Below are 18,744 nucleotides of genomic sequence, written 5' to 3'. Positions count from 1 at the left end.
TCGCCCCATGTCACCGCCGACTTTTGTCGGTGTCGAGCGTCTTGGTAACGATGGCGCGCTGAGTCTTCCATATGATCAAAGACCGGAGCCGAGGCAGTTTTACCGGTTTCGTCATGACCGAAATCTCAAGCTGTAATCCGTCTTTGCGCAAGGCTTCACTGCGATCCGCGGTGATTAAGATTGCCGGAACCTGGGTCTGCGTCATTTCGCGTATCTGACGAATTGCGTTCACTCCGGTTTCACCATCATCCAGTTGATAATCCGCCAGAACGATATCGGGCGGCATTCCGATATCTCTTATGAATTGCAATGCCTCCTGCGGCGACCGGGCTGGCATAACGCTGGCACCATTTTGTTCCAGCCACTGCGTCGTGCCAAATAGAACATCACGATCATTTTCGATCACTAAAACGATGAAATCGAGCGGCACATCGCTCGTGTTCGCAAGAAGATCAAGGGGTTCAACGGCACTTTGTCCTGCTTCGACCCTGTCCATTTCAATGCTGAACACAGATCCAATACCAGGTTTTGACCGAAGCGACAGCTTATGGCCCAAAAGTCGGCAGGCGCGGTCTACCACTGACAACCCCAGTCCCATGCCAGACCCCAATGGCACATTGTCGGCCCGTGTGAATTCTTCGAAAACGCGTTCCTGATCTTTGAGCGCAATACCAATACCCGTGTCCCAGACTTGCAAGATGACCTTATGGCCACGCCTGCGACAGCCCACCAGAACTCGACCTCCGGGTTCGGTATATTGGATCGCATTTACCACCAGGTTCTGGATCGAGCGAAACAGATAGACCGGATCTGAGTTTACAGTTTCCGAGCACGGAACAACATCAAGCCTCACGTTCTTGGTCTCGGCAACCAGCGTCTGATCGCCTTGTATCCCCTCAATCATCGACGCAAGACTGACATCCGTGGGTGAAACCGTATCCGGATCAGTAGTTTCTAGCCTTGAGATATCCAGCAATGAATGCAACAACTGTTCGGTAGAGCCGAATGCACCGTCCAGCCGCTCCATCATCTCATACAGCTCGGTCTCACGCGTGATCTCCAGCAAGGTAGAAATCATCAGCTTTGCCGCGTTGATCGGCTGAAGCAGATCATGGCTGGCCGCTGCAAGGAATCGTGTCTTGGAAGATACTGCGGCTTCAGCTCGTTCCTTCGCGATCCGCAGTGCCTCTTCCACCCGCGCTTTTTCTTCGTACTCCTGAACCAGCTTGGCGTTTGCATGGGTTAATTCAGCCGTGCGTTCCATGACCCGGTTTTCCAGAGTTTCTGTCGCACGCGCTTCCAGTGTCACGTCTTTGAGTTCGACCAGAAAACCACCATCTGGCAGTTGGTTGACTTGTATGTCCAGAACCCGATCCGATCCGTCGCGCACACGTTTGCGCAGCCAACCCCGACTTTTTAGTTCGTGCTGCCACTTACCGATCCTGCGTTCATCATCGGCCTTGATCAGCCCGCGCGTCCGCATCAGATCCAAGAGCGTTTTCACAGGTACGTTTCCCTGCAACAGAGAGAGCGGCAGGTTCAGAATCTCTCGAAACCGCGCATTGTGCATCATGATCTGGGACTCTGACGAGAAAGTGCATACGCCAGAGCTCATGTTTTGAAAAACCGCCTGAAGGTAGTCTTCCTGTCGGTCAATCAGAGTCTCTTTCTCATCGCGGTTTCGACGCACAACCGAAGTGATATCGGTCAGCAAAATAACCACGTTCTGCGATGACGTGTATTGCGCGCTGAGTTGATACCAACGGTCGCCACGCAATTCGATCACGTCGCTTGACACCATGCCCGTGTGGCAATTGCGCTCCAGCGTATCCAACATGTTCGAGATACCATGGTCGGACGAAACGAACTCAGGGCTGCTTTGCACCAATAGAAAGAACCGTCCCAAGCTGAGACCCGGCCCGACAATGTCCGACATGTCCGGGAAGATCGCCTGAAACAGCTCGTTACACAGGTTCAACTCACCATCGGTGAACAGCGCAAACCCTTCTTCCATGGAAGACAGCGCTTTGACGAGACTCTTGCGGGTTTGCTCACGTTCGTATCTGGCGCTTTCAAGTTCGGTGGTTGCGCGCGCCAGATCACGGCTCTGCTCCATCACCTGCTGCTGCAACTCAATCGCGGACTGAAACGCTTGGAAGGCAGACGGACCTACATCTTTCTGGCGATTGGCGCGCCGTATAAGCGCATCAATTATCTTGGCTTGTTTCGAGACCTGGATCTCGAGCGGATCGTCTGGATTCAGCATGGTCAGCTCAGGTCCCGCTTCTCTGGTTCAAAGAAGGCGACCCCCACAAAGGTCTGGTTCATGTGTACACCGGATTGTTGCTCTCCGTAGGTGTTGAAACCAACAACCCGGTGGGATTGCAAAACGTCAGAGACCTGCTTGCTCAGCTGTTTCTGTTCGATTTCCAGTTTGCGCAGAATACAGTCAAACCCAAGGATGAAATCAGGTGCCGATCCGGCATTGTCACGCACATCAAGCCCGGCCTTGAGGGTTTCGATGATCTCCTTCCCGCGTCCCAAAGTCATGATTAGGCCATCATCAATCGCCGCGAGAAAGGACAGTGAGCCCCCCTCCATCGGTTCGCGAATGGCGCGCACGTAGTAGTTCAAGTTTTGCCGCAAAAGCAGCGGGTTTTCTGCAAAGACCAGCGGCGAAAGATCCTCGGCCGCGCAGCCGACTAGCCGCGCATATTCCTGTGCGGCCGGAGCGCCATTGATTTCATAGACCACGCGCTCTTCCGGATTGGCATCGGTGATAATGATCTCCGACCCGATTGGCAGGAAATGGTCAAAGCCGATGCCTTGAAAACCAAGGTTGGTCTCAATCAACAACAGGACGGCTGCATTGCTGTAGGCACTGCCGCCATGTAAAATAAACGTTTCTTCATATTGAAGGCCATCTCCGGCAGAGCCGCCAAAAATCGGCAATCCATCAAGAACCGTTTCCAGAGTTGAGACCAGCAGGTCTTCTTGCTTGGACAATCCATCTGAAAACACCAGCGCCAATCTGTTCCATCCAGCCGTATGACGAAACCTCTCGGCCTGACGTTGCGCGGTGGCTGCAATTTCCGTCGAGTCCAGCGGTCTGAGTTCCTCGAACAGAATGGAGGAGCATCGAAAGTTGGACTTGGGAAAGGCCAGCAACAACAGCGCATCCGATTCATAACCCGATCGCGTTATTTGCCCCGCAGTAGTGCAACCGAAAACTGGAACGCCCGCAAGCTTCCAGTTCAGGCGACGCGATATTTCCGCAGGATCATGGTTGCTGGGAACAAAGGCCAAGACGAAGCAAGATGAGAGACAATCAATGCCCGCGCAGGCTTCTTCAACGGCGATTGTCGGGTCCGAGCTAGTGGAGCGGCCAATAGCAATAAAACTCGGTCCATGTTCCAAATCCCGCATGCAAGCCCCCTAGTGTTGAAGAAAGGATTTGACCTCCGGCTCATGTCGCGCATGACGGGCGACAACCGAGTCGACCAGAACAGCAGCTTGGGTCCGATTGCGCACACCAAGGCGACGCAGCAAAGCGGTGATATGCGCTTTGACCGTCGCCTCGGCCAGCGACAGCTCATATGCGATCTGTTTGTTGGATTGGCCCACGCATATCAGCTTGAGAATTTTGACTTGCTGCGGTGTGAGCGACGAAAGTTCGGGACTGGATTGATAGACAATGCTTTCTGCTGGCTTTGTCTCTTCAACTCGGCTGAATTCGACAGGCACATACTTACGGCCAGCCGCAATCTCCTGGATCGCAATCTTGAGTGTTTGCGCTGGCGTATCCTTGGGAAGAAACCCCATCGCACCGTGATCCATCAAAGAGCGCACAAGCTCTCCGGATGCAAGCGACGAAATAACCAGAACCGGCACCTTCGGACAGCGCTGTCGGAACTGTTGAAAACCCGAAATACCTGTGACATCCGGCAATTTGAGGTCAAACATGATCAGGTCAGGTTTGAAGCCCTCGCCAAGTATCTCAAATGCCTGCGCAAGCGTGTTGGCTTTTTCAATCCGGCAATTCTCGAAATTCAGTTGCAACGCCGCAGCCAATGCGTCGCTAAACAGCGGATGATCATCAACGATAAGGACGCTGGACACTTGGTCTACCGGTTCAGGGCATCCCGCAATATGCATGGTTTCTCCTCCAATGGGAAAAGTACAGCATTTCCTGATCAGTTCAACTGTTTCATTTTGATACGAGCGAAAGTTGCCTTAGGTAACAAAAGCTTGATGACTCCGAGAGCCTAATTGTTGAGGAACTTCCTGGCAAATTCATTCAAATCAGGTGCTGCCGCCTTGGGATCGAATACCTGCCGGTCAAAGTCTCGTATTTGCTCAAGGCGTCCGGATGAGGATCCGTCACGACGTAAGATAGCAACAGCAGCTTGTCGCAGCCCGTCCGCACGACCGGCCTTGGCGCAACCCCGCAATTCTCGGACCAGTGGATCGAACACTCCAAATCGCTGCAATGCCCTTGAAGCGGCCACTTTGTGCCCCGACATGCCCAATACCAGAACAGCCAGAGAGACGACAACGGCGATTGCGAATACGGGCCATTCCAGCAACGTCACAGGGCGCGCTACCTCCTCGGGGCTGTCAGAGGGCACCGCTCCGGTGACCGTGCCGTAGGCAATGCGTTGAGGTGAAATCGTGACCTCGCGAGCTTCGCGCGCGAAGGTGTCGAAATAGCTGAATCGCAGGGGCACAACGATGCCCGACGTGTCGTTAGACGGGCGAATGGTCCAGCGCCAGAATGCGTAGGTCACTGGTCCTTCCGGTGTCAGTTCGACAAGACGTTTCTCAGGATGCGCAAAAATCAGGGCCGAAGGTGAGGTTAACTCCGGCATCGGCGGTATCATCTCTGGGGTGGCGCCCAACGCTTCCAGCCGGATAACGCGCAGGACACCCTCACCCGGAGCAAGTTGATCCGGGGCATTCGACCACTGGTCCGAGATTTGCAGTTTGCGCACCGGAAACCACCAATCCTTCGTTGTAGGGGCTTCTGCCACCTGAATGGTTAACGGCTCCGATTGAATCTCATGTTCGAACCAGTCGTCATTTTCGTCAGTCAGGGTCAGCCGGTGAATGAATGGACCAATCGCAAGCTCGCCAGCTTCGACCGGGTAGACCGCCATGCGTCGGGTAAACACTTTGTATTTCCGACCATTGATCCTTTCTTCGGACCAACTGTCCGGCCCCAGCTGCGCCCAACTGAACCCCTCAAAATCGGGTTGGACAAGTTTTTCCCGAGTGATGTGCCGACGGTAGACACCTCGGATCGTCAAAAGCACCATCTCACGAGTGAAGGGAACAGAGGTGTCGTCTTCGATGGTGACCTCTATCGATGCCTCGGACGGCAAAACAGTCTTTGACTGCGCCAGCACATGAACCGGGAAAGCGATAAGAAGTAAGACCAACCACTTCATTCCGGGCTCTCCGCTTCGGGAGGCGAAAGACCCAGCTTCACCCTGCGCTTGTGTTCCTGCGCAATCCGTGCCGCCATAAACTCACCAGGAACATCGGACAGCTGATTGAGCCATCGTTGGTCTGCAACCATGAACTTGTCATCAAAGATGCGCCGCACACCCAGTCGCCCGCGGCTGTCTAATTCTGCCAATCCCAGCATCGTGTTCGAATTCGTGACCTCACTCCCCGTTCCAGCCGCGCGCGCGTTCCCACGGGCCACAAAGCTTTCCGCTTTGGGACCTGACTTGCGTTCCGGAAAAAGGCCCAATGCCTCTGGATCGATCTGCTGCCCCGCGTAATAAGCGGCCAACACATCGAAATTCGCCTGAGCGTCCGGAATACCTTTGGCAATGGCCTGATCATAGGCCTCCAGCGCGGCAGCAAATTGACCATTTTGGGCCTCGGCATTGCCGAGATTGTATCGGTTGCCGGCGCTCATGAAAGCTTCGGCGGCTTTTTCGAATTCCCCAGCACGATAGAAGGCGACACCTTGCCAGTCCGAATTGGAGAACAGGTTCGCCGCCATCGGATATAGACCAATAGCCAATGCAACGCGCCCAAAGGGGGCAGCTCCTCCCAAGACAAAAGCAAGAGCAATGCAAGCAGCACCTGCGATCGCGAACCACCTCATGCGCGCTCCCTCCAAAACATCAACAAGAGGGGGAGCAGTGCCAAAAACAACAAATACCGCCCCAGATCGTGCCAAAACAACACGGGGTAGTCTGCCCGTTCCAGCCTGGTTGCGGCGTCATCAGCCAACCAAAGCGCCAGGTCATCTGTCTGGTCTAATGTGAACACCGCGCCACCGCCGACACCGGTATGCGTTTGCATCTGCGCCGTCGGAGTCTGCAACGACACCACAGACACGCGCGCCCCGCGCGACGCAAGAGACGCGACTTGTTGCAGCGAAGTTGAGCCCAATCCGTCACCATCTGTGAATATCACCACGTCCCCGGCAAGGATCCCCGCCTCCTCCAATCGCTGAAGCGCCAAAGCCAGTGCACGTACCGGGCGAGATCCTTTGTCCGGCACGGTCTCGCCATTGATGAGAGAGAAAGTTTGCCCCAATTGGCGGTGATCCGTCGTCATGTCCGTCGCGACATAGGCATCACCTGCAAATACAATGATACCACCGGGCCGGGATCCAATAGCGCTGATGCCAAAACGCCCCATGCTCAGCATTTGTGGCCAGCGGTTGTCTTCCACCACGCTGTCTGACGCGTCCACAAGGAACAACACGCCATCCAGATTGCGATAGGTTTGCGCGTCGCGCCGTTCGATGGCCGGGCCAGTCAGAGCAACTGCAATGATCCCACTGGTCAGCAGTAAGGCAACTGGCGTGAGCGGGAACGAACCACCTTCGATCCTGCCAATCGCCGCCATCGCTTTCATTAGCTGAGGATCGGTAACCTTGTCCCAGGCTCCGAACCCGCCGGTGCGGGGTATAATCCACCAGCTGACCGCGCATATTAAGATCACGGAAAGCCCCCAATACGGCCTGAGCAGAGTGAAATCCAATTCACTCATTGCGCCTGCCTCCACGCCGCCATCAGGGCAAGTGCCGCTGCCATTGCTGCGGGCCATGTCCAATAGGACTTGTGGACCTCAGCCGTAAGGCCCGCACTATCTGTCGCTTCTAACCGATCCAGCGCTTGCGTCACGTCGATCAGATCATCGGTGGTTTTGACGCGAAAAGCCTCACCCCCTGATACCTCGGCTATAGTGCGCAGGGTGGCCGCATCAACCACGCCGCGTTCACCTACCTCTGCGCTTTGCAGGTCTTTGGGACCGAGCGCTATTGTGTGAACCCGCACGCCTATTTCAGCCGCCAATTCCGCCACGCCTCGGGGGTTCGTGGCCCCCGCGTTGTTCACCCCATCCGACAACAGGATCACAACGCGGGACGCCGCCTGACTGTCAGTGAGACGCTTCAAAGCGAGGCCCAGACCATCGGAAATGTTGGTAGCGCGGCCCGATATACCTATCGTGGCCTCTTCGATCCGTCGCGCAACTGCCTCAGTATCGAATGTGAAAGGCGTGGCGAAATAGGCTTCGGACCCGAACACTATCAATGCCACTCGGTCGCCAGCGCGGCGTCTGGCGAACTCGGACCCGACACTTGTCACCGCCTCCAACCGGGTGATTTGGCGCCCATCGAGATAAAAATCATCCCGCACCATCGAACCTGAAAGATCCAAAACGATCGCAAGGTCCCGCCCTGAAACCTTCAAGGCGCTGACGGGTTGCAACTCACGAGGACCGGACAAAGCAACGACAATCAGCGCCCAAACGGCCCACAAAGCAAGGCGATCTGCCAAGGGCCGGTTCGCGGCGTTGACCCGAGGACTTGCCGCCAGCAGCATCCCGCCAATGCGATCCGGAACCGGGAACCCGCGTTCAAAAACTGGCCGTGGTTTGATCAGACGAACGATCACTAGAGGCAACGGCAACAGAAGCAAGACCCAGGGATCAGCAAGTTCAAACACGACCCGCAACCTCATCTTGCAGAGTCTCCAGATCGGGGCCTCCGCCGGGTTTATACAGCTCACCCCTCAGTTCCGCATAACGCGTCGGGTTCTGAGCGCGTAGCCTGTGCAAAAGCGCCACCTTGCGCCGATCCGCAGACCAACCCGGTTGAACTGCAAAGTGATCGAGAGGTTCCATCGGTTTGTTTGCGGCAGTCTTGACACTCAGAAATCGCAGGATGCTGACGCAACTTACTGACGCCAAAACCGCGATACCAAAGACAACCGCATATTCTGCAATCACCCCGCCTGCAGCCTCAGCAGGTAAATGGATGTCCCGCAGACTGGCCAGCATTGTGGCCTCAGAGAGGGCCGTCTCGCTCATGACACGTATCTTGACGCAAAGGCTGACGAAATGCGGCGAGACGTTTGCTCAACCGGGTCGCTGGCATTCAAAACAAGCGCCGTATGTGCGGCAACCATCTGATATATAGCCACATCATCAGGCGCCGCCTCACTCAGATAAACGCGCCTTTGCTGCCCATCTGAAAGTTGGATCGGATACCAGCCGCTTGGCATCTCATGTGTTTTGCTTTCAGTCACAAGGACAAGACGTGGGTTTCGGCGATGATCAAGCCGGTCCAGCAGGTCAGAAAACCCATCACCCTGCTGATCAAAGCCAGACGCGATGATGATCTCGGACCCGGTGGGCGTCAGGCGTTCAACACCGGCAAGCGCGTGTTCCAGCGTCCAGCCCACATCCTCACCCTTCTGCAGGCTATTCAGACTGCGCACATGGGCCTGAACCAGACCGCCAATCACATCCAGCATCCCCCGCGTTTTTCCGCGCGGCGGCACAATGATGGATGTGTCGGTCGTAATCGCCAGCAGACCCACACGCCCGCCACTTTCAACCATGTGCCATCCGATCAACGCCAGAGCCTCAGCTGCGGCAACCGAGAGAAAGGCGCGCTTCAGGCCCCAGAACATCGACGCGCGGAAATCGGCAACCAACAGGGCAACCCGATCCCGCTCCTCTTGAAACTGTCGGATATGCAGGCGTCCTGTGCGGGCGGTTGTTCCACGATCCAGGTGGCGAATATCATCACCCGCCACATACTCGCGCACATCTGCAACCTCGATACCCTGCCCGCGCTTTCGGGTCAGAAACCCTCCGGGCAAGGCCGCCATTGCCGAGTTCTCGTGTTCAGTCAACGCAACATGCCGCAAGGCGATCAAGGCATCAGTTGTCAGGCTGACGCCCGCATGAGCCAGCACGCCCGTCACAGCGGCTCGACCACATTCAGAATGTCCGCCACCAGTTCGCGGGGCTTTTTGCCATTCGCGATGGCGCGCCATGTCAGCACCATGCGATGGGCAAGCGCATCGGGCGCAACTGCCGCCACATCCTCGGGCAGGGCAAAATCGCGACCTCGCAAATAGGCGCGCGCGCGCGATGCCGAGGCCAAAGCCAGCGATCCACGGGGCGAGACCGCATGTTCTACTTGTTCAGCAATCGGGCCCGTACGGGTCGCGGTCACGAGGCGCACAATATAGTCGCGCAATTCCGGGGCCACATGCACTGCCTGCGCTTCGGTACGCGCAATCATTAATTCCGCAAGCGTCATCTTCTGAACATCTGGCGGACCTTCCTGCGTTTCAGCAATCACCAAGTCGAGAATCTGACGTTCCGTTTCCAGATCCGGCAAAGCTAGCACGACGTGCAGCAGGAATCTGTCCAGCTGCGCCTCAGGCAAGGGAAAGGTTCCGTCATGTTCAATCGGATTTTGGGTGGCAATGACCAGAAACGGATCCGGCAGTGCGTGTGTTTCGTTGCCAACCGTGACCTGATGCTCTGCCATGGATTCCAGCAGGGCGGACTGCACCTTTGGTGGCGCGCGGTTGATCTCGTCTACCAAAACAAGCGTGTGAAACACGGGCCCCGGAACAAATTCAAAACGGCCTTCATGGGGCTGGTACACAGGCGTTCCGGTCACGTCCGAGGGCATTAAGTCGGGCGTGCACTGGATACGGGCAAAACTGCCCTCGACAGCGTTCGACAGCCATTTAACGGCGCGAGTCTTGGCCAGCCCGGGCGGCCCTTCCACAAGAAGATGGCCGCCTTCCAGCAGGGCGATCAGCAAGGATTCTACCAATCGCTCGTGGCCAACAAGCCCCTGCGACAAATACCCAGACAATCCCGCAATCGTGCGCGGCGGGTTTTCAGGCCTTGTGTCCATAATTCCTCCCATAGACCCTGAGGCGCAATGCCTGCACTCAGGCTACCCGGAGTCACCGGTTCAGCAAAACACAGCAGATGGTATTACCTGGGCACACGAACGGATGTGGAGCAGCCTTCGTCAAACAAGGCCGCAAACTGTGGATCAGCCAGAGTTTCATCCGCCTGAGCCCAAAGGCGATCATATTGCTTATCAATGTAGTCGATAAAGCCTGAGTCAATGGTTTGATCCGCTGGAGATTGCGCAACGGCATGCATCATGAAGATGTCAAACGCACACAGACCGCTGGGGTTCGAATTCAAGAGTGCGCGCATAAAATCATGCGAGCTCCATGGCAGGCGCTGCAGGTTCACCGGCGTTTCCTGCAGCTTGGATAAGAACCCCGTTGACTTATCATATAGCAGGATGTCCATGCCAAATGTGAAGGACTGATACAGCTCTTCCAATAAAATCGATTTGTGAAAGTCTTTCTCAAGCTTGCCAACGCGATCATGAACCGGTTGCTTGACCACGATATGGGTCCCCTGCCCCCGACGACCAAAGAAAGTCTGCGCCATCGCCGGAGACGTCACCACGTAGGCGCGACCCTCAGGTAATCCAAGCTGATGCACGTCGCTGAGCCAGTCGATATCCGCTGACAGATCGCGGTTGGGAGGGTGTCCGGAGTATAACCGCAAAATCACGGTTCGGCCGGTTCCGCAGTCCCGCGCCGAAGGGCCGGCGTACCGCATCGGAGTCGGGTGCCCAAAACTGTGTTTCAGCAATTCTCGAAAGGTATTTAAAACTTCCAAAGTTTCGGGATGCGGCCTTTCGCCTACAAGGCATAGGGCTGCACCCACCAGATCACGCCCGTTTATGTGAACGGGGATCGCCATATCGCGCCCCAACATGGTTGAGCGCAACTCATAACCCCATCCTTGCTGCGCTAGCTCGATATAGTCGCGTTTTTCCGCATGGAGCGCGCTTGCCAAGAAAACAAACATGGTGATTTGCATCAGAAGATAACGCATGCAATCCCTCGTGATGTGAAGTGCATCATATCTAAAGCCCATACACCATCCAAGGGTTGTGTCGGAATCTGTTGCTGAGTTTTGGCCATTTGCGGTCGCGCGGTCTGAGGGATCTGTTGCAAGCTTTTTGCGATTGACGCTGACTCTGCTGTCGACTGATTGGCTGCAAAAAGCAATTAGTCGAAAGTCTATACATGATCTCTTTCAAGGGTGCTCAATATCCGAAGGACGTTAACCTGTTCGACATGTTTTTCTGTGTCCGGTACGGCGTGTCATACTAGGACCTGGAAGAGATCATGGGTGAACGAGGCGTAACGGTAAATCACACCACGCGGAACCGTTGGGTCACGCGATACTCTCGCGCCATTGCAGAAACTGCGCGGCGCTGAAAGAAGTCAGCAGCCACGAAAGTCTTCGCTCGCATGATCGAGATAAACCCATTCACCCTTCACTTTCATTTAAGTCTATTCCATGCGCCAAGTTCGATCCGCAGCATGCCGTCGAAAACTCGTGGCTTAAGCCACGAGCCCGGTATGTTTTCCTATCAATCGGTTCAGCGTCGAACGATCCAAGTCAACACCGCTTTCGGCCATGATTTCTACCAAATCCCGGTACGAGACACCGTAATGCAGGTAGAAGAAGACCGCGTGTAAGATTACATCCTTTGGAAACTGCGCACCTTTGAATGAAATCGTCATCGTCCGCACGTCTCTACCGAATTTCGGTCCGCCGATATCACAAACGTTTCGGTTCAAACAGAAAAACCCACAAGTAGGCGGCACGTCCCCAGGATCCACCTCCTGGTGAATGCCGCTGGGTTGCCGAGGAGAACTGACATCACACCCGGCCAGACATCGGACTTTTTCGGCCTTTATATTGCCATGGATGACAACCTGCCGGAGCCATTCGTGCTGCTGGCCGAAAAAAGCGAAGATACCGTCCGCATTTGCACCGAACTGCCCAGTCGCAGGATTTGACCGGTGATCCCAATGCGAAAGTCTCGAAAGAGGTGCATTGGAGTGGATTGTCCTCTCTACCGGCTGTGAAACCTGATCCGGAGATGCTTCAACAAACTGAAGAGTGCTCGGCGTGCGGCAACCCGATGTGACAAGACAGTCGAAAGCTAACTCGGCTTCGTAGATATCACTTCAATCCGTCTCTGGATCCGCCATTTGTCAACATGACCTAGGTATTTGTTGTAACCCTTTCGAAACACCCGCTCAGAAGGGTTACAGCATTGTTACGGAATCCCGGTTGTTTCGAGCCTTGAATTATTAAGAGTCGATGAGGGAACTCAAATTGGCATCTGAACGAACTTACTGCAGATAATAACCTGAGTTTGAGGGACCGCTTTACCTAACCTTTTGAAACCCAACGGACTTAACCTAGTCGTATGCCGCAGTGACAATCATCTCGACCTTTAGTATGTCGCGCGCCAGCTTAGCTTCGCCACAAGCGCGGGCCGGCGCGTGGCCTTCCGGTACCCAAGCATCCCAGACGGCGTTCATCTCTGAGAAATCCGCCATGTCGGCCAACCAGATCACACATTGCAATATGCGGGTCTTGTCGCTGTCCGCCTTATCCAACAGATCCTCGACCTTAGACAGGATGTCGCGGGTCTGATCCGCAACTGTAGCGGCATCCGAGGTCTGGCCGCACAGATACGCAACGCCATTGTGCTTGACGATCTTGCTCATGCGAGTAACGGTTTCAATACGTGTGATTGCCATGTTTGACATCTCCTTTACAGGACCTTGCGGTCAAATCGGTCGATACGGAAAGATGACAGATTGAAACGACCTTGACCGCCAGTCACCAAATCCGCCAGAACCTGCCCCACGACAGGTCCCATTTGAAATCCATGCGCAGAAAACCCGAACGCGTGGAAGGCACGCGGAGCGTTTACTGCAGGGCCTATAACAGGAAGATTGTCCGGCATATAGGCTTCTAACCCGGCCCACATCCGGTTGATGCTGGCCTTGCGCATGATCGGAAAAAACTCTGCTGTAGTGCGGCACGCAGCAGCGAGTTTAGCGTAGTCCAGCCGTGTGCGGTTGTTGGCGCGGTCCGCAAAACCCTTGGCACCACCGCCGATCAATACCGTGCCGTTTTCGAACTGCTTGAAGCTGAGCTGGCGGCTGATCGCACCAACGACCGGCTTGGCAAAACGCGGCATCCGGGCAGTGATCATCAGCATCGGTGCAGAGTGGCTGAGGGGGACGTTGTCGCCGATCATCAGCGCAATTCTATCCGCCCAGGCACCGGCACAATTGACGACAGTTTCGGCCTCATATGTGTGCCGTACACCCTGCGCCAACCACGTTTCTCCAACGCGCCGAAGGCCAAGTACCTCTTCGCCTTCGACAATCTGTGCGCCCAGTTTTTCCGCTGCCAGACGAAATGCCGACGTCGCCTTGTAGGGGATGGCGTATCCATCCAGTTCCGAGATCACACCACCAACGCAGTCGGGATTCACATAAGGTAAGCGTTCCCTGAGTTCAGCCTGATCGATAATCCGTTCATGTGTGTATCCGGCGCTTTGCATCTTGGCCTCGCGGGCCTGCATGCTGGCCAGATCCGCCTCATCCACCGCAATGTTGACCAGTGTCTGGCGGCGAAATCCGGTGTCATGACCCAGATCCTCATCCAGTGTCTGCCACATCTCCATGGATGCTTTCGACAATGGGACTTCGACCATATCTCGGCCCAGCAGCCGCACCCCACCAGCGTTGACGCCCGAGGCATGTCGTCCGGAGTAGTCCTTTTCAATTACGATCACCGAGGCATCCTTGCGGGCCAGATGGTATGCGGTTGCGCAACCTTGGATACCGCCGCCAATAATCAATACGTCCGACTTCATTCGGCAGACTCCGCCGACACCATGCCGTACCGGCCAAGCTCATCCACAGACAGTAGGCGCTGAGGGCTGCGCAGGCGGTAATACCCAACGGTTTCGGGACTTTCTTCACGCCACTGCGCCAATAGGCCTGTCACCATATGGCCGCATTGCCTACCCTGGCATGGCCCCATTCCGCATCGGGTCAAAGATTTCAGTGCATTGGGGTCGCGCGCGCCTTGTTCAAACCCCTTGCGCAATTCGCCCAAGGACTGTTCTTCGCAGCGACATACCAAAGTCTCTGCGTGTCTCGGCAATCTCAGCGCCTCGGTCGGGCGGTAGAGACAATCGATGAACTGGCGAAAAGGTATCAAGGCGGACAAATAGTTCAGATCAGCGCGTGTCTTTTGATCCCTGTCGGCTTGGGCAATCCGACCAAGGCGATGCAGGATATTCTGCGCTGCCACGCGCCCGGCGGCACGCGCACCGTTGGCACCCACAATTCCGGCTCCATCGCCAGCGACCGAAATATGCGCGACCGAGCTTTGGCCAAATGCGTCAACCGTGGCCTGCCAACACGTTTGTATGTTGTTCCAATGATGCGCAAGCCCTAACGCCCGGGTCATGTTCAGATTGGGCTGGACGCCATGATGCAGAAACACGGTATCGGCCAAGACCTCGAGTTGCCGACCCGATGACACAAAACGCAGCCCTTTGGCCCTATCATCGCCGATCACCTCCAGATTTTCGGCGTATCGGTAAGGGGTAACACCCGAAGCGCGAATTTCCCGCAATAAAGACAAACCCTTGCGAAGGTCCCCAACCTGCCGCAAAGCACGCGGAATCAATGGGGCGGCATCCAAATAATGCTGTCGCGGCGTGGTGTCGACGAGAGCGGCCACAGGCACGCCAAGGCGCAGATACTGCACCACAATCAGGTACAACAGAGGGCCCGATCCTGCAAAGACGGCTCCATCCGCAACAACTGCATCCGATTTCAGCATCACTTGTGCGCCACCGGCCGTCATGACGCCGGGCAAGGTCCAGCCGGGGATCGGCATGGGTCGTTCCATCGCCCCGGGGCACAACAGCATTTCTCGGCTATGCAATTCGCGGGTGTTGCCCTTATGGGAAAAGAGAATTCGACCATCATCCCCAAGATGCCAAACGTCTGCACCAGCAAGATGTATTGCCCCCGATTGTTCAAACTGGGTGATCAGATCGGCTCCGGCCGCGTAGTCCGGCCCAAGACTGGCAGCGTCCGGCAATGGGCTATCTGCTGCGGAGCGATAAATCTGCCCCCCTGCCCGTTCCGCGCGGTCCAGCACAGCCACATCAACTCCGGCCCGCGCCAATTCAATGGCGGCAGACATTCCAGCTGGGCCAGCCCCGATGATCGTGCAGTCAAAGGCCTTCATCGGGCGCCTCTGTGTCTTCGGTAATGTCTTGTGTGATGACTTGCATTCCATCAGCCACGCGACGCAGGCAGGCTTGTTGATTGGGAAGGCCATCGATTTCGACCATGCATTCGAAACAGACGCCCATGGCGCAGTATGCGCTGCGTGCTTCTCCCGATAGGGCCGCCTTGCGGGTCACGACCTGACCGGTCACAGCCATCACGGACCAGACCGACTGGCCACTGCGCGCATTAACCGGTTGACCATTGACGCTCAAAGTCACCAAATCGTGGTCATCGTCTTGCAAGGATCTGAACATAGGCTGATCTCCATAGGCTGGCAGGGCAAGGCGCGGGGAGAGGCACGCCTTGCCCAATCGTGGGGCCTGACCGGTTACTCGCCGATCTTGTCAAGGATGGACTGACCCCAGTCCTGACCAACATCCTCCAGGACCTGAGGCCAGACTTGCGCGCGCACATGGGCGGCAGTGGCAGCAAGCTCTTCGTCCGTCAACGAGACGATAGTTGCGCCATTGTCAGCCAGCTTCTGCTCGAACGCGCCTTGATCGGCCTCTGCAGTGTCCCAGCGCTTGGCTTCGAACTCCAGCGCGGCCTTTTCCAACGCCGCACGATCTTCGTCGCTCATGTCGGCCATCGTGCCTGAGTTGATGATCATGTACCAAACCTCGAAATGCGTGTTGACGGGCACATAAGCGGTGGTCACATCGCGGAATGAGGCATAATAGCCCTCGGCCCCCGATCCAACGACACCGTCAACAACGCCAGTCTGAACCGCAGTGAACGCCTCCGAGAATGGTATTGGCGACGAGATGTATCCCAGAGCATCGGCAGTCAGCTGAAAGCTCTTGATCCCCGGAACGCGTACTTTGATACCTTTCGCGGCGGTCGGGTCGCCCGCGCTCACGGCGTCAGTGTTCAGAGCAACGCCACCGAAATACACCGGATAGGCGGCCAGCATGGTGATGTCCTGTTTGGCATAGAGATCTTTCATCGCAGCGTGAATCGCTCCGCCGGGGCCGTAGATCTTTTTTGCCTCTTCCCAGTTTGCGGCCACATAGGGGAATGCCGAGATCTGCATGCGGCGATCAACAGCCGTGGCAGCGGGTTGAACGGCCATGTCAATGGCGCCAACCGAGATGCGTTCCTGAACCGAGGTGTAGTCGCCCAGAGCAGAGGCCGGGAACAGGTTCAGTTCAAGAGAACCGTCAGTGGCGGTCTTCAGATCGTCTGCAAAGACGCGCAGCTCATTGTCGATGGTGGCACCCTGGGGGCGGATATGGCTGATCTTCAGCGTGTCGGCGGCGGCGATGCCCGCGATTGCCACAACGGTCGCAGCCAGACAGGTGGATTTCAGAAAGTTCATCATGGAAAAGTCTCCTCCGTGGATGATGAAGTGGGCGGCTTAGTAGCCAAAGAAGCGAGGCAGCCACATCGACAGGTCTGGCCAGAAGCTGGTCAAAAACACGACGGGTAAATAACCCAGCAGGATCAGGGTCATGGCGGGTCGGATCACCTTGGTGACAGGCACCTGGCCGATACGCGCACCGAGGTACAGGATCGAGGCGTAAGGCGGTGTTACACCTCCCATCGCGGTGTTGACGCCCATAATCGCAGCAAACTGGATAGGGCTGACACCGATTGCCTGCATCAATGGCAGCAGTAGCGGTGCGATCAGAATGATAGCGGTTACGTCATTGACCACCATGCCGACCAGGAACAACAGGACATTGATGAGGACCAGCAGCAGCGCTTTGTTCTCGGTCACCGAGAAAATTGCCTGCACGATGGCCTGCGGCACGCTTTCCAGCACAAACATCTGGCTAAGGATCATCGAGAACAGGATCATCAGCATGATCGCCCCGACCGACGTTGCGGCCTCTTTGCCCGCGCCGAAGAACGTGCATACATCCAGTCCCTTGTAGATCAGAAAACCTACCGGGATCGCATAGATCACGGCCACTGCGGCGGCCTCGGTCGGGGTCATGATGCCGCCATAGATACCACCCAGAATGATCACCGGCATCAACAGGGCGGGCGTGGCCTTGAACCCGCGTTGGGTTGCTTCGGACATGAAGGCCGTGCCTTTGAGGGGCTCATTTAGTTGCAGTGGAAACTTGCGCGCCATCCGGATATTCACCGCCGAAAAGCTCGCCATGATCAGCAGGCCGGGTCCGAGCGTCGCCAGGAAACAGGCCAGGATCGATGTATCAGTCACCCAACCATAAACGATCATCGTCACGGAGGGTGGGATCAACAGGCCAAGAAGTGATGCATTCGCGATCAATGCCGTTGCATATTCACGTGGGTAGCCCTGCTTCTCCATTTCCGGAATCAGCAGCGGACCGATCGCAGCAACACCGGTCAGACCCGAGCCCGAGATCGCACCGATCAGCGCGCAGGACACCGTGGCCACAACACCAAGCCCACCGCGCAAGTGACCGATAAAGATGTTGACGAAATTGAGAAGACTTGCCGCAATGCCGGAGACAGACATGATCGTCCCGGCCAGAACAAACAGCGGAATGGCCAGCAGCACCGGGTTACCCAACTGCTGGAACCCCCACAGCATATTGCCCTTCATGACCACGTCACCGGCGAAATACATCACCATCAGACCGGCACCGAAGCAATAAGGTAGCGGAACACCCAAAGTCAGCAGAATGACCAGAACCAGTACCGCGAAAAGTGCGATCTCAATCATTTTAGACCTCCTTCGACGGCGGGTTCGGCAAGGGGGGAAAACAGCGCGCGCAGATGCACCAGCAGGTGCCAGGCTGTAAAGATCATCATCAGGACCAACCCGACAAACAAAGCGGCATCAACATAGAAGGTCGGCAGGTACAGCGTCGGGCTTTCGCGCCAAACACGCATCGAATATTTGGTGAAGTCCCAAGCCCAGATGGTCAGCCAGATACCAACAATCAGGCTGATGACCTCACCTATGACCGCAAGTACCTGATGCTGGCGTTCGGTAGAGAGAAAAATCTCGAGCACATTGGCCCGAATATGCGTGTTCTCGCGCGAGGCATTGACCGCCCCCAGCATGTACAGCCACAGAGTGGGGTAAAGCAGGCTTTCTTCCAGCCCCATAACCGGGATTTCCAGCACATAGCGTGTGATCACCTGCACAAATTGCCCAAGAGCAACCAGGCAAATCAGGACTGTCAGCAAGACGCTAGCAAAGCGTGTCATTTCCCCCTCCGTCATTGCGAATGCATGCGGCGCATTCGTGGCGGGAAAATCACGAGTTGAGCATATCAAGTCAAAACGATTAAATTGATTGCTGAAT

The 18,744-nt window shown here is 55.9% G+C and carries 18 protein-coding genes and 3 pseudogenes; 2 read left to right on the top strand and 19 right to left on the bottom strand.

The annotated features are described in order from the left end of the window. Positions 1-10 precede the first annotated feature (10 nt). The 11 genes from ACR1XY_RS16245 to ACR1XY_RS16195 form a co-directional block, all read right to left on the bottom strand. Positions 11-2,266 carry a hybrid sensor histidine kinase/response regulator gene (locus tag ACR1XY_RS16245; RefSeq protein ID WP_480594660.1) on the bottom strand — a complete coding sequence of 752 codons (2,256 nt, stop codon included), beginning with the start codon at positions 2,264-2,266 and terminating at the stop codon, positions 11-13. A gap of 2 nt (positions 2,267-2,268) precedes the next feature. After that, the gene (locus ACR1XY_RS16240) at positions 2,269-3,426 is read right to left on the bottom strand and encodes an FIST N-terminal domain-containing protein (protein WP_480594659.1); all 1,158 of its coding nucleotides are present in this window, start codon (positions 3,424-3,426) and stop codon (positions 2,269-2,271) included. 9 nt (positions 3,427-3,435) lie between these two features. Next, entirely contained in the window at positions 3,436-4,155 is a 720-nt protein-coding gene (locus tag ACR1XY_RS16235; RefSeq protein WP_480594658.1) for a response regulator, read from the bottom strand. Positions 4,156-4,265: 110 nt separating this feature from the next. Next, on the bottom strand, positions 4,266-5,447 hold the full coding sequence (locus ACR1XY_RS16230; RefSeq protein ID WP_480594657.1) for a hypothetical protein: 1,182 nt from the start codon (positions 5,445-5,447) through the stop codon (positions 4,266-4,268). Then, a complete protein-coding gene (locus ACR1XY_RS16225) occupies positions 5,444-6,118 on the bottom strand; it encodes a hypothetical protein (protein ID WP_480594656.1) in 675 nt (224 codons plus the stop codon). Before ACR1XY_RS16225 ends, ACR1XY_RS16230 begins: the two co-directional genes overlap by 4 nt. After that, the gene (locus ACR1XY_RS16220) at positions 6,115-7,014 is read right to left on the bottom strand and encodes a vWA domain-containing protein (protein ID WP_480594655.1); all 900 of its coding nucleotides are present in this window, start codon (positions 7,012-7,014) and stop codon (positions 6,115-6,117) included. Before ACR1XY_RS16220 ends, ACR1XY_RS16225 begins: the two co-directional genes overlap by 4 nt. After that, the gene (locus ACR1XY_RS16215; RefSeq protein ID WP_480594654.1) at positions 7,011-7,988 is read right to left on the bottom strand and encodes a VWA domain-containing protein; all 978 of its coding nucleotides are present in this window, start codon (positions 7,986-7,988) and stop codon (positions 7,011-7,013) included. The genes ACR1XY_RS16220 and ACR1XY_RS16215 overlap by 4 nt, the downstream gene beginning before the upstream one ends. Continuing rightward, entirely contained in the window at positions 7,966-8,337 is a 372-nt protein-coding gene (locus ACR1XY_RS16210) for a hypothetical protein (RefSeq protein WP_480594653.1), read from the bottom strand. The genes ACR1XY_RS16215 and ACR1XY_RS16210 overlap by 23 nt, the downstream gene beginning before the upstream one ends. Further along, on the bottom strand, positions 8,334-9,311 hold the full coding sequence (locus ACR1XY_RS16205) for a DUF58 domain-containing protein (RefSeq protein WP_480594652.1): 978 nt from the start codon (positions 9,309-9,311) through the stop codon (positions 8,334-8,336). The genes ACR1XY_RS16210 and ACR1XY_RS16205 overlap by 4 nt, the downstream gene beginning before the upstream one ends. Further along, on the bottom strand, positions 9,236-10,192 hold the full coding sequence (locus tag ACR1XY_RS16200; RefSeq protein ID WP_480594651.1) for an AAA family ATPase: 957 nt from the start codon (positions 10,190-10,192) through the stop codon (positions 9,236-9,238). The genes ACR1XY_RS16205 and ACR1XY_RS16200 overlap by 76 nt, the downstream gene beginning before the upstream one ends. 83 nt (positions 10,193-10,275) lie before the next feature. Then, complete coding sequence (locus ACR1XY_RS16195) at positions 10,276-11,202, bottom strand: hypothetical protein (RefSeq protein WP_480594650.1); 927 nt, start codon at positions 11,200-11,202, stop codon at positions 10,276-10,278. Positions 11,203-11,396: 194 nt separating this feature from the next. On the opposite strand from ACR1XY_RS16195, the pseudogene ACR1XY_RS16190 reads away from it, so the two are divergent. Next, positions 11,397-11,588: pseudogene (locus tag ACR1XY_RS16190) on the top strand (IS6 family transposase); the annotation flags it as partial. Between the two features lie 81 nt (positions 11,589-11,669). Here the strand turns inward: ACR1XY_RS16190 and ACR1XY_RS16185 are convergent. Further along, a pseudogene (locus tag ACR1XY_RS16185) lies at positions 11,670-11,900 on the bottom strand (IS6 family transposase); the annotation flags it as partial. 90 nt (positions 11,901-11,990) lie between these two features. Here ACR1XY_RS16185 and ACR1XY_RS16180 point away from each other — a divergent pair. Continuing rightward, positions 11,991-12,329, top strand: a pseudogene (locus tag ACR1XY_RS16180) (transposase family protein); the annotation flags it as partial. A gap of 258 nt (positions 12,330-12,587) precedes the next feature. Here ACR1XY_RS16180 and ACR1XY_RS16175 read toward each other — a convergent pair. The 7 genes from ACR1XY_RS16175 to ACR1XY_RS16145 all read right to left on the bottom strand — a co-directional run bounded on the left by ACR1XY_RS16175 (position 12,588) and on the right by ACR1XY_RS16145 (position 18,647). Further along, entirely contained in the window at positions 12,588-12,932 is a 345-nt protein-coding gene (locus ACR1XY_RS16175; protein WP_480594649.1) for a RidA family protein, read from the bottom strand. Positions 12,933-12,946: 14 nt separating this feature from the next. Further along, positions 12,947-14,062, bottom strand: a complete 1,116-nt coding sequence (locus ACR1XY_RS16170) for an NAD(P)/FAD-dependent oxidoreductase (protein ID WP_480594648.1) — start codon at positions 14,060-14,062, stop codon at positions 12,947-12,949. Further along, complete coding sequence (locus ACR1XY_RS16165) at positions 14,059-15,456, bottom strand: FAD-dependent oxidoreductase (protein ID WP_480594647.1); 1,398 nt, start codon at positions 15,454-15,456, stop codon at positions 14,059-14,061. The genes ACR1XY_RS16170 and ACR1XY_RS16165 overlap by 4 nt, the downstream gene beginning before the upstream one ends. After that, positions 15,443-15,754 carry a (2Fe-2S)-binding protein gene (locus ACR1XY_RS16160; protein ID WP_480594646.1) on the bottom strand — a complete coding sequence of 104 codons (312 nt, stop codon included), beginning with the start codon at positions 15,752-15,754 and terminating at the stop codon, positions 15,443-15,445. The genes ACR1XY_RS16165 and ACR1XY_RS16160 overlap by 14 nt, the downstream gene beginning before the upstream one ends. Positions 15,755-15,828: 74 nt before the next feature. Continuing rightward, the gene (gene dctP / locus ACR1XY_RS16155; RefSeq protein WP_480594645.1) at positions 15,829-16,821 is read right to left on the bottom strand and encodes a TRAP transporter substrate-binding protein DctP; all 993 of its coding nucleotides are present in this window, start codon (positions 16,819-16,821) and stop codon (positions 15,829-15,831) included. A gap of 36 nt (positions 16,822-16,857) precedes the next feature. After that, positions 16,858-18,156, bottom strand: coding sequence for a TRAP transporter large permease (locus ACR1XY_RS16150; RefSeq protein WP_480594644.1), 1,299 nt, complete (start codon positions 18,154-18,156; stop codon positions 16,858-16,860). After that, a complete protein-coding gene (locus ACR1XY_RS16145; protein ID WP_480594643.1) occupies positions 18,153-18,647 on the bottom strand; it encodes a TRAP transporter small permease in 495 nt (164 codons plus the stop codon). The genes ACR1XY_RS16150 and ACR1XY_RS16145 overlap by 4 nt, the downstream gene beginning before the upstream one ends. Positions 18,648-18,744: the final 97 nt, after the last annotated feature.

The sequence above is a fragment of the Ruegeria sp. AD11(2025) genome (genome assembly GCF_056542405.1).
The sequence above is the reverse complement of the archived record's forward strand: the minus strand, read 5'-3'. Positions and strand labels throughout refer to the sequence as shown.

What these genes read in the sequence shown, in the direction of transcription:
- ACR1XY_RS16165 (WP_480594647.1), bottom strand. Translation starts at nt 15,456, where the DNA reads ATGAAGGCCTTTGACTGCACGATCATCGGGGCTGGCCCAGCTGGAATG.
- ACR1XY_RS16215 (WP_480594654.1), bottom strand. Translation starts at nt 7,988, where the DNA reads ATGAGGTTGCGGGTCGTGTTTGAACTTGCTGATCCCTGGGTCTTGCTT.
- ACR1XY_RS16225 (WP_480594656.1), bottom strand. Translation starts at nt 6,118, where the DNA reads ATGAGGTGGTTCGCGATCGCAGGTGCTGCTTGCATTGCTCTTGCTTTT.
- ACR1XY_RS16160 (WP_480594646.1), bottom strand. Translation starts at nt 15,754, where the DNA reads ATGTTCAGATCCTTGCAAGACGATGACCACGATTTGGTGACTTTGAGC.
- ACR1XY_RS16175 (WP_480594649.1), bottom strand. Translation starts at nt 12,932, where the DNA reads ATGGCAATCACACGTATTGAAACCGTTACTCGCATGAGCAAGATCGTC.
- ACR1XY_RS16235 (WP_480594658.1), bottom strand. Translation starts at nt 4,155, where the DNA reads ATGCATATTGCGGGATGCCCTGAACCGGTAGACCAAGTGTCCAGCGTC.
- ACR1XY_RS16245 (WP_480594660.1), bottom strand. Translation starts at nt 2,266, where the DNA reads ATGCTGAATCCAGACGATCCGCTCGAGATCCAGGTCTCGAAACAAGCC.
- dctP (WP_480594645.1), bottom strand. Translation starts at nt 16,821, where the DNA reads ATGATGAACTTTCTGAAATCCACCTGTCTGGCTGCGACCGTTGTGGCA.
- ACR1XY_RS16145 (WP_480594643.1), bottom strand. Translation starts at nt 18,647, where the DNA reads ATGACACGCTTTGCTAGCGTCTTGCTGACAGTCCTGATTTGCCTGGTT.
- ACR1XY_RS16170 (WP_480594648.1), bottom strand. Translation starts at nt 14,062, where the DNA reads ATGAAGTCGGACGTATTGATTATTGGCGGCGGTATCCAAGGTTGCGCA.
- ACR1XY_RS16220 (WP_480594655.1), bottom strand. Translation starts at nt 7,014, where the DNA reads ATGAGTGAATTGGATTTCACTCTGCTCAGGCCGTATTGGGGGCTTTCC.
- ACR1XY_RS16150 (WP_480594644.1), bottom strand. Translation starts at nt 18,156, where the DNA reads ATGATTGAGATCGCACTTTTCGCGGTACTGGTTCTGGTCATTCTGCTG.
- ACR1XY_RS16210 (WP_480594653.1), bottom strand. Translation starts at nt 8,337, where the DNA reads ATGAGCGAGACGGCCCTCTCTGAGGCCACAATGCTGGCCAGTCTGCGG.
- ACR1XY_RS16240 (WP_480594659.1), bottom strand. Translation starts at nt 3,426, where the DNA reads ATGCGGGATTTGGAACATGGACCGAGTTTTATTGCTATTGGCCGCTCC.
- ACR1XY_RS16230 (WP_480594657.1), bottom strand. Translation starts at nt 5,447, where the DNA reads ATGAAGTGGTTGGTCTTACTTCTTATCGCTTTCCCGGTTCATGTGCTG.
- ACR1XY_RS16200 (WP_480594651.1), bottom strand. Translation starts at nt 10,192, where the DNA reads ATGGACACAAGGCCTGAAAACCCGCCGCGCACGATTGCGGGATTGTCT.
- ACR1XY_RS16205 (WP_480594652.1), bottom strand. Translation starts at nt 9,311, where the DNA reads ATGGCGCGCCATCGCGAATGGCAAAAAGCCCCGCGAACTGGTGGCGGA.
- ACR1XY_RS16195 (WP_480594650.1), bottom strand. Translation starts at nt 11,202, where the DNA reads ATGCGTTATCTTCTGATGCAAATCACCATGTTTGTTTTCTTGGCAAGC.